The sequence below is a fragment of the Leisingera sp. SA32 genome (genome assembly GCF_056033425.1).
In genome coordinates this window covers 43335-58212 of record NZ_JBVYHB010000014.1, presented here as the reverse complement: position 1 = coordinate 58212, position 14878 = coordinate 43335, and the positions used below count along the sequence as shown (strand labels likewise).

General features: G+C 63.4%; 13 protein-coding genes. 10 read left to right on the top strand and 3 right to left on the bottom strand.

Features of this window, described 5'->3' with window-relative positions; translation table 11 throughout:
• Window positions 1–56: 56 nt before the first annotated feature.
• The 3 genes from topA to tldD all read right to left on the bottom strand — a co-directional run bounded on the left by topA (window position 57) and on the right by tldD (window position 5847).
• Entirely contained in the window at window positions 57–2717 is a 2661-nt protein-coding gene (gene topA / locus AC0IPL_RS17450; protein WP_474276194.1) for a type I DNA topoisomerase, read from the bottom strand.
• Between the two features lie 252 nt (window positions 2718–2969).
• Entirely contained in the window at window positions 2970–4175 is a 1206-nt protein-coding gene (dprA, locus tag AC0IPL_RS17445) for a DNA-processing protein DprA (RefSeq protein WP_474276192.1), read from the bottom strand.
• A gap of 250 nt (window positions 4176–4425) precedes the next feature.
• The gene (tldD, locus tag AC0IPL_RS17440) at window positions 4426–5847 is read right to left on the bottom strand and encodes a metalloprotease TldD (protein WP_474276190.1); all 1422 of its coding nucleotides are present in this window, start codon (window positions 5845–5847) and stop codon (window positions 4426–4428) included.
• 193 nt (window positions 5848–6040) lie between these two features.
• Between tldD and coxB the strand changes: the two genes are divergently transcribed.
• From coxB to AC0IPL_RS17390, 10 genes are all read left to right on the top strand, one after another.
• Window positions 6041–6886, top strand: a complete 846-nt coding sequence (gene coxB / locus AC0IPL_RS17435) for a cytochrome c oxidase subunit II (protein ID WP_474276188.1) — start codon at window positions 6041–6043, stop codon at window positions 6884–6886.
• A gap of 99 nt (window positions 6887–6985) precedes the next feature.
• Entirely contained in the window at window positions 6986–7927 is a 942-nt protein-coding gene (cyoE, locus tag AC0IPL_RS17430) for a heme o synthase (protein ID WP_474276186.1), read from the top strand.
• A 1-nt stretch (window position 7928) separates the two neighbouring features.
• Window positions 7929–8117: a cytochrome C oxidase assembly protein gene (locus AC0IPL_RS17425; protein WP_474276184.1), complete on the top strand. Its 189-nt coding sequence runs from the start codon at window positions 7929–7931 to the stop codon at window positions 8115–8117.
• Window positions 8117–8704, top strand: coding sequence for a cytochrome c oxidase assembly protein (locus tag AC0IPL_RS17420; RefSeq protein WP_474276181.1), 588 nt, complete (start codon window positions 8117–8119; stop codon window positions 8702–8704). The genes AC0IPL_RS17425 and AC0IPL_RS17420 overlap by 1 nt, the downstream gene beginning before the upstream one ends.
• A 24-nt stretch (window positions 8705–8728) precedes the next feature.
• Complete coding sequence (locus AC0IPL_RS17415) at window positions 8729–9538, top strand: cytochrome c oxidase subunit 3 (protein WP_474276180.1); 810 nt, start codon at window positions 8729–8731, stop codon at window positions 9536–9538.
• Between the two features lie 117 nt (window positions 9539–9655).
• Window positions 9656–10339: an SURF1 family protein gene (locus AC0IPL_RS17410; protein ID WP_474276178.1), complete on the top strand. Its 684-nt coding sequence runs from the start codon at window positions 9656–9658 to the stop codon at window positions 10337–10339.
• A gap of 5 nt (window positions 10340–10344) precedes the next feature.
• Entirely contained in the window at window positions 10345–11733 is a 1389-nt protein-coding gene (gene thrC / locus AC0IPL_RS17405; RefSeq protein WP_474276176.1) for a threonine synthase, read from the top strand.
• A complete protein-coding gene (locus AC0IPL_RS17400; protein ID WP_474276174.1) occupies window positions 11730–12992 on the top strand; it encodes a M16 family metallopeptidase in 1263 nt (420 codons plus the stop codon). The genes thrC and AC0IPL_RS17400 overlap by 4 nt, the downstream gene beginning before the upstream one ends.
• Window positions 12992–13582, top strand: coding sequence for a GNAT family N-acetyltransferase (locus tag AC0IPL_RS17395; protein ID WP_474276171.1), 591 nt, complete (start codon window positions 12992–12994; stop codon window positions 13580–13582). Before AC0IPL_RS17400 ends, AC0IPL_RS17395 begins: the two co-directional genes overlap by 1 nt.
• Window positions 13583–14039: 457 nt before the next feature.
• Window positions 14040–14828, top strand: coding sequence for an MBL fold metallo-hydrolase (locus tag AC0IPL_RS17390; RefSeq protein ID WP_474276169.1), 789 nt, complete (start codon window positions 14040–14042; stop codon window positions 14826–14828).
• The last annotated feature ends 50 nt before the right edge of the window (window positions 14829–14878 follow it).

The window sequence follows — 14878 nt, the reverse complement described above, 5'->3', positions numbered from 1 at the left end:
AGCCAGGCCCCCGCAGCGGAGCATGACCGGGGGCGCCGCCCCCGGCCTGTGCTGGTTTAGTCCGCGTCCTTCTTGGCCGCGGTCTTTTTCTTTGGGGCAGCTTTCTTCTTGGGGGCAGCTTTCTTCTTGGGCGCGGCCTTTTTCTTGCCGCCCTTGCCGGATTTTTCGGCAATCAGCTGCACGGCCATGTCGAGGGTCACATCCTTGGGCTCGACGTCCTTGGGCAGTGTGGCGTTCACCTTTTCCCATTTGACATAAGGTCCGTAGCGTCCGTCCATGATGCTGATGGCGCCGCCGCCCTCAGGGTGCTCGCCCAGTTCCTTCAGCGGTTTGGCGGCCGCACGGCGGCCACGTCCGGGGTTGGCGCGTTTTTCGGCCAGCATTTCAACCGCGCGGTTCATGCCGATCTCGAAAACGTCCAGTGTTTCCTTGAGGTTCGCATAGACCGGCTTTTCCTCGTCGGGGCGCTGGTGTGCGATATAGGGGCCAAAGCGGCCCAGATTGGACTGGATCACGCCACCATCCGGGTGTTGGCCGATTTCGCGCGGCAGTGTCAGCAGAGTGACCGCTTGCTCCAGCGTGATCTCGTTCGGACCCCAACCGGGCAGGTAGTCCTTGCCCTGTTTGGGCAGCGAGGAGCGCGGCGGCTTCTTGTTCTCGGGCGTCGGCTCCCCCCGTTGCACATAGGGGCCAAAGCGGCCGGATTTCAGGTGGATCTCGTCGCCGTCATCTTCGCCCAACACCCGTTCATAGCCTTCCGCACCCTCGCCGGAGATTGGGCGGGTGTAGTTGCATTCCGGGTAGTTGCCGCAGCCGACAAAGCCGCCGGTGCGCGAGGTTTTCAGATGCAGCTGGCCGGCGCCGCATTTCGGGCAAACGCGCGGATCGGTGCCGTCTTCACGGGGCGGATACAATTGCGGCGCCAAGGCGTCGTCCAAGACATCCAACACCTCGGTGATGCGCAGCTCTGAGGTCTCAGAGATCGCAGCGGAGAAATCGCGCCAGAATTTGCTCAGCAAATCCTTGTAGTCGCGCTGGCCCGCGCTGACGTCATCCAGCTCTTCTTCGAGGTTGGCGGTGAATTCGTAGCCGACGTATTTACGGAAGAAGTTCAACAGGAAGATGGTGACGATCCGGCCCTTGTCCTCGGGGAACAGGCGGTTCTTGTCCTTGCGGACATATTCGCGGTCCTGGATCGTGGTGATCACGCTCGCATAGGTCGACGGGCGGCCGATGCCCAGCTCTTCCATGCGTTTGACCAGCGTTGCCTCGGTGTAACGCGGCGGCGGCTGGGTGTGGTGCTGCAAGGCCAGAACCGCGGTGTTGTCCGACAGCACGGAGGCGTCCTTGCCCGCTTTTTCGGCCTGCGCCGCCAGCGAGGAGGCAAACTTCAGCGCCTCGCCTTCCATGACCTGCGGCAGGCGTTTGTCGTCCTCGTCAGCGACATCGTCGCGGCCTTCCTCATAGACCCGCATGAAGCCGTCAAACAGCATCACCTGACCGGTGGCGCGCAGCACCACCTGGCGGTCGTCCGACCCGATGTCGACGGTGGTACGCTCCAGTCGCGCGCCTTCCATCTGACAGGACAGGGTCCGTTTCCAGATCAGGTCATACAGCTTGCGCTGGTCGTCCTCGGAGACCTTCAGGCTGGCGGCATCGCGGCTCATATCCGTCGGGCGGATACATTCGTGCGCTTCCTGGGCGTTCTTGGCTTTATTCTTGTAGATCCGCGGCTTGGCAGGCACGTATTCGGCGCCATAGCGTTTTTCGATCTCGGCGCGGGCGGCTTCGACAGCCTCAGGGGCCATGTCAATACCATCGGTCCGCATATAGGTGATCAACCCGGCCTCATAGAGACGCTGGGCGGTGTTCATGGTCTGGCGCGCGCCCATGCCGAATTTGCGGCTGGCCTCCTGTTGCAGGGTGGAGGTCATGAAGGGGGCGGACGGGTTGCGGGCGGCGGGCTTGGCCTCGACCGACAGAACCGACAGCTGGCGCGAGGCAACGGCCTGCACGGCCAGTTCGGCAGCGGTGGAATTTTTCAAGCTGTACTTGTCCAGCTTGTCGCCGCCCAGAACGGTCAGCCGTGCCTCCAGCTCTTGGCCGCGCGGAGTCGCCAGCTGGGCGCGTACCGACCAGTATTCCTGGGGGTTGAAGGCCTCGATCTCCATCTCGCGCTCAACGATCAGGCGCAGGCAAACGGATTGCACGCGGCCAGCGGAACGCGCACCGGGCAGTTTGCGCCACAGCACCGGGGACAGGTTGAAGCCTACCAGATAGTCCAGCGCGCGCCGCGCCAGATAGGCCTCGACCAGCGGCATGTCGACCTGACGTGGGTTCTGCATCGCCTCGGTCACGGCTTCCTTGGTGATGGCGTTGAAGGTCACCCGGCTGACGGGTGTGTCCTTCTTGATGGACCGCCGCTTGGTCAGCGCCTCTTGCAGGTGCCAGCTGATCGCCTCGCCCTCGCGATCGGGGTCGGTTGCGAGAATCAGCGCGTTGTCCTCTTTCAGCGCGTCGGCGATGGCCTTGACGTGCTTGCGGGAATCATTTGCGACCTCCCAGGTCATGTCGAAATCGGCCTCGGTGTCGACTGAGCCGTTCTTGGCTGGCAGGTCGCGCACGTGGCCGTAGGACGCCAGAACCGTATAGTCGGGACCAAGATATTTATTGATCGTTTTGGCCTTGGCCGGGGATTCGACGACGACAACTGGCATTAATTCTCTAACCTCTTCGGACCGCTACTGCGGGTTCTATGGCCGGGCAACATGTGGGGTGCAAGGGGAGAATGTCAATCTGCGGCCCCGTATCAGCCTTGTAACGGCCCTGTTTCGGCGGTGCCCAGCTCCGGTTTGGGTCAGGATTTGGTCCGAGCGACACCCAAAAGTCAGAAACGCACGCGCGGGGCAGGCGGGGCCATGGACGGGGCGGCACCGGCTGTGGTCAGCACGCAGTGGGGTGGTCTGCAATCACCCGGTATCGCCGGTGTTGTCGGGCAGGTTTCTGGACAACAGCCCACCGGGCTGGCGCTGGATGCGGCCGTCGAGTTCAAGATCTGTGAGCGCCGGTGCCAGGTCTTGCGGCGGCAGGGCCAGATCGCGCATCAACGCGGCCTCGGAGGTGGGCGAGGGGCCAAGACGACTGAGGATCTGCTGATGCAGGGCATGGGTTTCGGCCAGGCTGCGCCGCTGCGGCGGGGCAGGTGGCAGCTCTGCCATGGCCTGTTGCAGGCTGACGGGCGGCGCGGCAGGCGCGCGCGGCGCAGGGCTGCCAGCCGGGTCCAGCGGTGGCAGGGCTTCGATGACATCAGCCGCGCTGCGCACCAGCACCGCGCCGTCGCGGATCAGCCGGTTGCAGCCGGAGCTGCGCGCATCGAAGGGGTGACCGGGCACCGCCAGCACCTCGCGGCCCAGATCCAGCGCATCCTGCGCGGTTATCAGGGTGCCGGATCTGGCGGCGGCCTCCACCACCACCACAGCGCGTGCAAGGCCTGCGATGATCCGGTTGCGCTTGGGGAAGTCGCGGGCCTGCGGTGTCAGCCCCATGGGTTGTTCGGACAAACGCAATCCGCTTTCGGCAATGGCACCGGCGAGCCGGGTGTTTTCGGCCGGGTAGATGACATCGACGCCGCCCGCCTGCACCGCGATGGTGCCGCTGGTCAGCGTGGCCTCATGCGCGGCCGTGTCAATGCCGCGCGCCAGGCCCGAGACCACGACATACCCCGCGGCACCTAGATTCTGCGCCAGCGCGCGGGTCATGCGCCGCCCCAGGGACGAAGCGTTGCGGGCGCCGACGATGGAAATCAGGGGCCGGTTCAGCAGCGACAGGTCGCCGATGGCCCACAGCAGGGGCGGCGCATCCTTCAGTTCTTTCAGCAGCTTGGGATAGTCCGGATCCGAATAGCACAAAAGCCGCGCTTTGGCGGCTTTTGCGAGCTTGATTTCGGCGTCCACCGCCTTGGCAGGGCATGTTTCATACCCTTTGATACCTGCGGAACGTGCCATTTCAGGCAACGCATCCAGCGCATTCTGCGCTGAACCAAATTGAGCGAGCAGCCGATGGTAGGTCACCGGGCCGACCCGCTTGGAGCGCAACAGACGAAGCTGTGAATACCGGGCGTCTTCCGTGGTGGGTGGGAGTGGGGGGTGAGTGGAAGAATGTGCTTCTCCGGTCATCCGTCGCTCCGCCTGTTTGCAGAACCAGAATTAACCTTCAACCGGTTAACAGGAGGTGAACGCCGCGGCAATTTTTACGAATTCCCGGAAAATTTTCCTAAGTCTCGATAGCGATTGTAAAAACCCGTGCGGATGCGGCCGAGAGCGGTGATCTTCAAAGGATTTCCGCCCCGCGGTCGTGGCTGGCGGGGCGGTGTTTGGGGCTGTTTTATGGAGGCCTTCGCTGGTTTTACGAGGCTTTTGCGGAGGTTCAGGCGGCGGATCCGCCCACCGTCAGCCCGCCCATCAGGACCGAGGGCTGGCCGACGCCCACGGGCACCCATTGGCCTGCCTTGCCGCAGTTGCCCATACCCGGATCCAGCGCCATGTCGTTGCCGAGGCCGCGAATCTGCTTCAGCGCGGTGGCGCCATCGCCAATCAGCGTGGCACCCTTCACCGGGGCGCCGACCTTGCCGTCCTTGACCCGGTAGGCTTCTGTGCACGAGAACACGAACTTGCCATTGGTGATATCAACCTGGCCACCGCCGAACCCCACCGCCCAGATCCCATCCTTGATCCCTGCCACCAGATCTCCGGGATCGGCCTCGCCGCCCAGCATGTAGGTGTTGGTCATCCGCGGCATCGGCGCATGGGCGTAGCTCTGCCGCCGCCCGTTGCCGGTGGGGGCGACACCCATCAGCCGCGCATTCTGGCGGTCCTGCATGAAGCCGACCAGCACGCCGTCCTCGATCAGCGTGGTTTTCTGGCTGGGCGTACCCTCGTCATCCACGGTGATGGAGCCGCGCCGGTTCGGGATGGTGCCGTCATCCAGCACGGTCACCCCTTTGGCCGCGATCTGCTGGCCCATCAGCCCGGCAAAGGCGGACGAGCCCTTGCGGTTGAAGTCGCCCTCCAGCCCGTGGCCAATTGCCTCGTGCAGCAGGATGCCGGGCCAGCCGGGGCCAAGCACGACGTCCATTTCGCCCGCGGGCGCCGGTTCGGCATCAAGGTTCACCAACGCAATGCGCAATGCTTCGCGGACCTGGGTCTGCCAGTGGGCCGGATCCACCAGCCCGTCCAGCCCCAGCCGCCCGCCGCCGCCGGCAGACCCGCTTTCGCGGCGGCCGTCCTTCTCGGCGATCACCGACACGTTGAGCCGCGCCATCGGACGGGTGTCGCGCACCCGCACGCCGTCAGCGCGCAGGATCTCAATCTCTTGCAGGGACGCCGCCAGCGAGGCGGAGACCTGCACCACGCGGCTGTCCAGATCGCGGGCGAAGGCATCGATTTCGCGCAGCGTTTCCACCTTCACCGGAAATGGCATGGCGCTGATCGGGTCGGAATCCGCGTAAAGCTTCTTGTTGGTGGCCTGCGGTGCGTCAGCGTAGGTGCCGCCGCCGTCGCCCACGGCCAGCCTGGCGGTCTCCGCTGCGCGCTTCAGCGAGGCAATGGAGACATCGGTGGAATGGGCGTACCCCGCCACATCGCCGTTCACCGCCCGCAGGCCGAATCCTTCGGATGCGTCATAGCTGGCGCTGCGCAGACGCCCGTCATCAAACGACAGTGCCTCGGATTTGCGCCGCTCGGCAAAGATCTCGCCGTCGTCGGCCCCGTTCAGCGCATCGCGCAGCACCGTCAGCGCCTCGGCTTCGGGCAGCGTGGTTTCAAACGGGCGAAAGGCGGGGGTTACCATGGCACGGTCCTCGGTTTTTTTGATCTAAATCAAGAAAGCGACGGTTTGACGCTTGCCTGCCTCTTTATCTGTTGCCCCGAATATGATTTTAAGCGGCGTCAAAGACAACGGGGCAGGTGCGTTTTCTGGAATCAACGATTCCGAACGCGCAAGCCGCCGCAGGAACAACGCGATCAACCGATCAGGTAGAGATATGAAAAACGCTTTGACGCTTTCGGCCCTTTTCACCGGCCTTTCCAGCCTTCCCGCACTGGCGCAGGAAGGGCTGAGGACCATTGGCAAGCCGGTCAACGGCGGCGTGGACTTTCAGCCAGCAGCCACCCCGCTGATGGAGGGGATCCGCAGCCTGGACGCCATGATCCTGGTGATTATCACCGTAATCTGCGTCTTCGTGGCGGGTCTGCTGCTCTGGGCGATCCTGCGGTTCAACCGCCGCGCCAACCCGACGCCGGCCAGTTTCACCCACCACACCCCGATCGAGATCGCCTGGACCGTGATCCCGATCGTGATCCTGGTTTTCATCGGTTCCTTCTCGCTGCCGCAGCTGTTTGCCCAGCAGGAGATCCCCGAAGCCGACATCAACATCAAGGTCACCGGCTACCAGTGGTACTGGGGCTATGAGTACACCGACCACGAGTTCGGTTTCGAGAGCTTCCTGCTGCCCAAGGACCAGCTGGCCGAATACGGCTATTCCGAGGACGAATGGCTGCTGGCCACCGACACCGCCGTCGTTGTGCCCTCGGGCAAGACCGTGGTGATGCAGGTGACCGCGGCAGATGTGATCCACTCCTGGGCAATGCCCGCCTTTGGCGTGAAGCAGGATGGCGTTCCGGGTCGTCTGGCGGAACTGTGGTTCAACGTCGACGAAGGTATGGAAGGCATCTATTTCGGTCAGTGCTCCGAGCTGTGCGGCAAGGACCACGCCTATATGCCGATCACCGTCAAGGTCGTGACCCAGGAACAGTATGACGCCTGGCTGCAAGGCGCGATCGAGGAATATGCGGGCACGCCGCAGTCCTACCAGGTTGCCGCCAACTGATAGCTGACCTGCCGATGCGCCGCTGCGGCGCTGGCAGGAAAACTGAGACAAGACCTGGGTGCGCAGCCGTGCGCACCCGTTGCCGCCAAGGAACCCAAGATGAGCGACGCAAGCATCAACGCAAGCCGGGCATATGAGGACGAGGCCAGCTTTGGCGACTATTTCGCCCTGCTGAAGCCCCGTGTCATGTCGCTGGTGGTGTTCACCGCGTTCGTCGGCCTGCTGGCGGCGCCGGTGTCGGTGCATCCCGTCGTCGGTTTTGCGGCCATCCTGTTCATCGCCATTGGCGGTGGCGCCTCTGGCGCGCTGAATATGTGGTGGGATGCGGATATCGACCGTGTGATGAAGCGCACCAAGGGCCGTCCGATCCCGGCTGGCAAGGTCGAGGCGGGCGAGGCGCTGGCGTTGGGCCTGGCGCTGTCGGGCCTGTCGGTCATCATGCTGGCGCTTGCGGCGAATGTTTTTGCCGGGGCGTTTCTGGCCTTCACCATCTTCTTTTACGTTGTCGTCTACACCATGTGGCTGAAACGGGCGACGCCGCAGAACATTGTCATCGGTGGGGCCGCGGGTGCGTTTCCGCCGGTGATCGGCTGGATTGCGGCCACCGGCAGCATGTCGGTGGAACCCTGGCTGATGTTCCTTCTGACTTTCATGTGGACGCCGCCGCACTTCTGGGCTCTGGCACTGTTCATGCGCTCGGATTATGACGACGCCGGCGTGCCGATGCTGACCGTAACGCACGGGCGCCGTTCGACCCGCGTGCATATCTTGGCCTATACCGTGTTGCTGGCCGTTCTGGCCATTGGCACCGCGTTCTCGGGCATTGGCGGCCCGCTGTATCTGGCCGTGGCGCTGGTGCTGAACGCGCTGTTCCTTCATGGCGCCTGGAAGATCACCCGCCGCAACGAGGATGATTCCGAGGCCGACAACTTCAAGGTGGAACGCAGCTTCTTCAAACTGTCGCTGCTGTATCTGTTCCTGCATTTTGGTGCGATCCTGGCCGAAGCCCTGCTGAAGCCCCATGGCCTGGGAGGCTGGTAACATGGCGTTGCGCAAGGAACACGAAATCCACAAGCGCCGCTCTGGTCGCAACATCGGGGTCGGCATCCTGCTGGCGGCCTTCGTGGTGCTGGTGATGGCGCTGACGCTGGTCAAGGTCACCGCGCCGGGCTTTCAGCTACCCGATAGCCAGACCGACAGTCAGACCAGCAGCGAAACGGAGCAAAACTGATGGCCTTGCAAGGACCGAAGAAAACCGTTGTCCAGCTTGTTGGCGTTGTTGTGCTGATGGGCGGTCTGTCCTGGGCCTCGGTGCCGTTCTACGACTGGTTCTGCCGGGTCACCGGCTTTGGCGGGGTCACCCAGGTGGCCAGCGCGGGCTCCGATACGGTGCTGGACCAGACCATCAAGGTGCGCTTTGACGGCTCCAAGCAGCGTGGCATGCCGTGGGAGTTCAAACCGGTGCAGCGCGAAATGGAGATCAAGCTGGGTGAAACCGGCCTGGCCTTCTATGAGGCGTACAACCCGACCGACAGGCCGGTGGCGGGGCAGGCGTCCTACAATGTGACGCCCTATCAAGCCGGCTACTTCTTTGAGAAAATCGACTGTTTCTGCTTTACCGAGCAGGTGTTGCAGCCGGGGGAGCGGGTGCAGATGCCCGTGACCTTCTATGTTGATCCCGAAATCATCGACGACCGGGACGCAAAATACGTGCATACGATCACGCTGTCGTACACGTTTCATGAGATCGATCTGCCCGAGGGCGTTGCTGCTCTCGACACCGGGAATGGCACCGGTGCAGACGTAACAACGAACTAGGCCGCTTTGGTGAGGGACACTTAAATGGCGCACGCTAAAAATCACGATTATCACATTCTGCCGCCGTCGATCTGGCCGCTGCTCAGCTCTGTCGGCACGTTTGTCATGCTGCTTGGCGCGGTCCTGTGGATGAAGGGAATGACCGCTTGGGTGTTCTGGATCGGCTTTGTTGCCGTTCTGTACGCCGCCTTTGCCTGGTGGGCAGAGGTCGTCAAGGAAAGCCGGGTCGGCGATCACACGCCGGTTGTCCGCATCGGCCTGCGCTATGGCTTCATCCTGTTCGTGATGTCCGAGGTGATGTTCTTCTTCGCTTGGTTCTGGTCGTTCTTCAAACACGCCATGTACCCGATGGAGACCTATGTCGGCAGCGAATATGTCGCACCGGAAATCTATGCGGTTGACCCGTTCCACCTGCCGCTGATCAACACGCTGATCCTGCTGCTTTCGGGCTGCGCGGTGACCTGGGCGCACCATGCCCTGGTGCACAATAACGACCGCAAGGCGCTGATCCAGGGCCTGTCGATCGGCATTGTGCTTGGCGTCGCATTCACCTTCCTGCAGGGCTACGAATACGCCCACTTGCTGCACGAAGGCTGGAAGTTCGGCGAGGACGAGTTCTTCTCCAACTTCTTCATGGCCACCGGCTTTCATGGCTTCCATGTGGTGATTGGCACCATCTTCCTGACGGTGTGTCTGATCCGTGCGATGAAGGGTGACTTCACGCCCGAGCAGCACGTCGGTTTCGAGGCCGCTGCCTGGTACTGGCACTTTGTGGACGTCGTCTGGCTGTTCCTGTTTGTTGCTGTCTACATCTGGGGCACCTCCGGCCTGTAAGGCGCGGTGTAACCGATACATGTTTGCGGTTGATTATCCGCGGGCATGAGGCCACACACGGGGGCGCGCAAAGGACGAACCTTTGCGCGCCCCTGAACTTTTAACGGAGCAGCGTCGATGCGGCGTGTCATCTTCCTGTTGATCGTCACTGGTGCGGGCCTGGCCGTGTTGATCGGGCTTGGCAGTTGGCAACTGCAACGCATGGCCTGGAAGGAAGGCATCCTTTCCACCATCGAGGCCCGGATCACCGCGGAGCCTGCGGGCAATTTGCCGACCAAGCTGGACCGAGCGCAGGACAAGTACCGCCCGGTGCGCCTGAGCGGCGAGATCGGCAATCGGGATCTGTTCGTCGTCACGTCGTTCCAGGACGTCGGCCCCGGCTTCCGGGTCATCTCGCCTTTCACGCTGGCGGACGGCCGCCGCATCTTGATCGACCGCGGCTTTGCAACTGTGCAGGACAGGTCCGCCGAACGGCTGCGCGGCCCGGCCACCATCAGCGGCAATATCCACTGGCCGCAGGAGGTCGACAGCTACACGCCTGCGCCGGATCTGGCGGCGGGGCTGTGGTATGCGCGTGACGCTGACGCCATGGCACAGCAGCTGGACACCGAACCGGTCATGGTAATCCTGAACGCTGCGCCCCAGGGCGAGGCCCGCAGCCTGAAACCGGTCCCGGTCGACACCGCCACGATCCCCAACAACCACTTGCAATATGCGATCACCTGGTTTTCGCTGGCCGCCATCTGGGCCGCGATGAGCCTCTATTTTTTGCGGCGCAGCCGCCCTGAACCAAAGAGCTGAAGGCGATGAAATATATCTCCACACGGGGCCAAGCGCCCGAGCTGACATTCGAAGACGCCATGCTGACCGGTCTTGCCCGCGACGGTGGTCTCTATGTCCCGGCCGAAATTCCGCAGATGTCCGAGGATGAAATCGCGGCACTGGCTGGGCTGTCCTACGAGGAAACCGCCTTTCGCGTGATGCGCCCCTTCCTTGGCGAATGCTTCACCGACGATGAATTCCGCGCCATCATTGACCGCGCCTATGCGGGGTTCAACCATGCGGCCCGTGCGCCGCTGAAGCAGCTGGCGCCAAATCATTTCCTGCTGGAGCTGTTTCACGGGCCGACGTTGGCGTTCAAGGACTTTGCCATGCAGCTGATCGGTCAGCTGTTCCAGGCCGCGCTGGAGCGCCGGGGGGACCGGGTGACCATCGCGGGGGCCACCTCTGGCGATACCGGTTCGGCGGCGATGGAGGCCTTTCGCGGATTGAACAACGTGGATGTATTTATCCTGTATCCCCATGGCCGCGTGTCGGAGGTACAGCGCCGCCAGATGACCACGCCGCAGGACAAGAATGTGCACGCGCTGGCTGTCGATGGCGATTTCGACGACTGTCAGGCGCGCGTGAAGGACATGTTCAACGACTTCGACTTCCGCGACGGCGTTAAGCTGGCGGGCGTGAACTCGATCAATATCGCGCGGGTTCTGGCGCAGGTGGTCTATTACTTCTCCTCCGCGGTCTCCTTGGGCGCGCCGCAGCGCAAGGTGAGCTTCACCGTGCCGACGGGCAACTTCGGTGACATCTTTGCAGGCTTCATCGCCAAGCAGATGGGCCTGCCGATCGACCAGCTGGTGGTGGCCACCAACCAGAACGACATTCTGCACCGATGCCTGTCGGGGCAGGGGTACTACAAGGGCGACACGCAGCCCTCCGTTTCGCCGTCGATGGACATTCAGGTGTCCTCGAACTTTGAACGCGCCCTGTTCTACGCCTATGGTCAGGATAGCGGCGCGGTCGCGCAGCTGATGGATGAGCTGAAGACCGGCGGCTTTGACGTCTCGCAAGGGGCGATGCAGGCGCTGGCGGAAACCTATGCCTCCGGCCGCACGTCTGAGGAGGAAACGCTGGCGACGATCAAGGCTGAGCTGGCGTCCTCGGGTGAGTTGCTGTGCCCGCATGGTGCGGTGGCTGTGAAGGTCGCGAATGAGCACCGCGATGCCAGCGTGCCGATGGTCACCCTGGCCACGGCGCATCCGGCAAAATTCCCCGCCGCGGTCGAGGACGCCAGCGGCATTCATCCGCCTCTTCCCCCGCGCATGGCGGATCTGTATGACAGGCCTGAACGGGTGACCCGGATTGCCAATGATCTGGCCACCCTTGAGGATCACATCAGAAAGAACATCGCGCATTGACCGTACAGCAGCACACACTCGCCAACGGGTTCCGCATCGTCTCCGAGCAAATGCCGGGGCTGGAATCCGCGGCGATCGGGATCTGGGTGACAGCCGGCGGCCGCCACGAGCGGCTTGAACAGAACGGCATCGCCCATTTCCTGGAACACATGGCCTTCAAGGGCACCAAGACGCGCAGCGCGCTGCAAATCGCCGAGGCGATCGAGGACGTGGGCGGCTATATCAACGCCTACACCAGCCGCGAGGTGACAGCCTATTACGCGCGGGTGCTGAAGGACGATGTGCCGCTGGCGGTGGATGTGATCGGGGACATTCTGTTGAACCCGGTGTTCGACGCCCGCGAAATTGAGGTGGAGCGCGGCGTGATCCTGCAAGAGATCGGGCAGTCGCTGGACACGCCGGACGACGTGATCTTCGACTGGCTGCAGGAAGAATGCTATCGCGACCAGCCGCTGGGGCGCACGATCCTGGGTCCGGCGGAGCGCGTCAGCAGCTTCAGCCGCGCGGATCTGCAAGGCTTTGTCGGCGAGCATTACCGCCCCGGTCAGATGATACTGGCCGCCGCCGGCGCGGTGGATCACGACGTGCTGGTACGTCTGGCTGAGCAGATGTTCGGCCATCTCGAACCGGCGCCAAGTGTGGCCGAAGAAGGGGCCAAGTTCACCGGCGGCGAGACGCGCCATGTCAAGGATCTGGAGCAGGCACATTTTGCCCTGGCAATTGAGGGGCCGGGTTACCGCGACGCTTCGATGTACACGGCGCAGATCTACGCCAGCGCATTTGGCGGCGGCATGTCCTCGCGGTTGTTTCAGGAGGTGCGCGAGAAGCGCGGCCTGTGTTACACCATCTTCTCGCAGGCGGGATCCTATTCTGATACCGGCTCGCTGACCATCTATGCGGGCACCTCCGGCGATCAGCTGGCAGAGCTGGCAGGCATCACCATCGACGAGCTGAAACGCGCGGCCCAGGACATGAGCGATGCCGAGGTCGAACGTGCCCGCGCGCAGATGAAGGCCGGCATGCTGATGGGGCTGGAGAGCCCCTCGAACCGGGCTGAGCGGCTGGCGCGTCTGGTGCAGATCTGGGACCGGGTGCCGACGCTGGAAAGCACCGTGGCGCGGATTGACGCGGTCACCACCCGTCAGGTACGCGAATTGGCCGAGACCATGGCTGTCACCGCCCCGGCGGCGCTGGCACTTTATGGTCCGGTGGACAAGGCCCCATCGCTGGCCCGACTGCAGGAGAGGCGCGCCGCCTGATGCTGCTCAGCCGCCGGAAGGTTCGTATTGAAACGGAACGTCTGACTCTCCGGCCGCCGGTGCATGCGGATTTTCATGGTTGGGCGGCGCTCCGGCAGCAGAGCCAGGCTTATCTGACGCCTTGGGAGCCGGGCTGGGCGACGGATCATCTCAGCCGGAAGAGCTTTACCAACCGGGTCTACTGGGCGCGCCGCTCGGTCTCCAGCGGCACCGCGCTGCCGCTTTTCCTGATCCGCCGCGATGATCAGATGCTGCTTGGGGCGATCACGCTGGACAATATTCGCCGTGGCCCGGCGCAGGCCGGTACGCTGGGATACTGGACGGGCCAGCCCTTTGCTCGCCAGGGCTACATGCGCGAGGCGATCGGCGCGGTGGTGCATCACGCGTTCAGTAAGCTGGAGCTGTCCCGGATTGAGGCAGCGTGCCTGCCGGAAAACGCTGCCTCGCGGGGGCTGCTGGAGAAATCCGGTTTCAAATATGAGGGCGTCGCGCAGTCCTATCTTCAGATCAACGGCCGCTGGCGCACGCATGTGCTCTATGCCGCACTGCGGCACGACCGCCGCGGCAAGACGCTGACCGGCCAGGCCTGAGCCGCGCTTTGCGGGCCGGAGCCTGTCTTGAGAGCGCTCGTTTTCCGGCCAGCAGGATCTCCCGCCCGTCGTCGGCGCATTGTTCATGCACCGCTCCCGTTGGGGGCAGCGCCGCACCTGCGGTGCGGCGCAGGACCGCTGCAACCATCCTGTCAGTTGTGATCTGTTGCGTTGCGGGGCGGCGCTGCCGCGCCGGGCTGCAAGCCCGGCGCCGGGCCCAACGGCACGGCGAAACGTCCTGTTTCGCCAGCGTCGGCGGGAGGGACGCCGGGGATTTTTCGGCGCATAGGCTGACAGCGGCACGCAACAGACTACAACCTTCGACATGAAACTTTTTCTTCGACTGCTTTGTGTGCTCGGTTGCGCTGCCCTTGCCCTTGGGTTCGTGCGCGTTCAGGCTCAGGCTCAGGCTCAGGCTCAGGCTCAGGCTCAGGCTCAGGCTCAGACTCAGGCTCAGATGCAGGTGCAGGCGGAAGGAACGGCGCGCCGGGCCAGCCATTGCATTGCGCTGGCCCGATCAGCGCCGGGCGTTCGTTATCTGCACCAGGCCAGCTGGCGCAGCCCCGTCGCTGCGGACAGCGTGCACATTCGCTACATTGCCCATGCCTCTTTTCTGCTGCGGACCAGCGGCGGGCTGAATGTGGTGACCGACTATACCGGCTTTGTTGGTTCGGCGCCGATGATCCCGGATGTGGTCACCATGAACCACGCCCATGACACCCATTGGACGGCCCAGCCGGATCCGGCGATCGGCCATGTGCTGCCGGGCTGGGCCGAGGACGGTGGCGGGATCCGCCACCATCTGGATCTGGGCGAGATGCTGATCCGCAATGTGCCCACGGACATTCGCAGCATGTTCGGCGGGGTAGAGCCGCAGGGCAATTCGATCTTTGTTTTTGAAGTGGCGGGCTTGTGCGTCGGCCATCTGGGGCATTTGCATCATATCCCGACACCCGCGCAATATGCTGCGTTGGGGCGGCTCGATGTGGTGATGGCTGCGGTGGATGGGGGGATCACCTTGCCGCTGGATCAGATGCTGGAGGTGCTGGGGCGGTTGCGCTCTTCGGTCATCATCCCGATGCACTGGTTCACCGATCAGTCGTTGCAACGGTTTCTGTCGCAAGTCGGCTCCCAGTTTGACGTGGTGGATGAGGGGCAGAGCGCGCTGGATGTGTCACTGCGGAGCTTGCCGGACCGACCCACCATATACGTGCTGCGCCCGCGCTATCTGGCCCCGGAGGAGTAGCGGTGGCTACAGGTCCTGCGGTGCGGAACGGCCCTGCTGCCGGGACATGG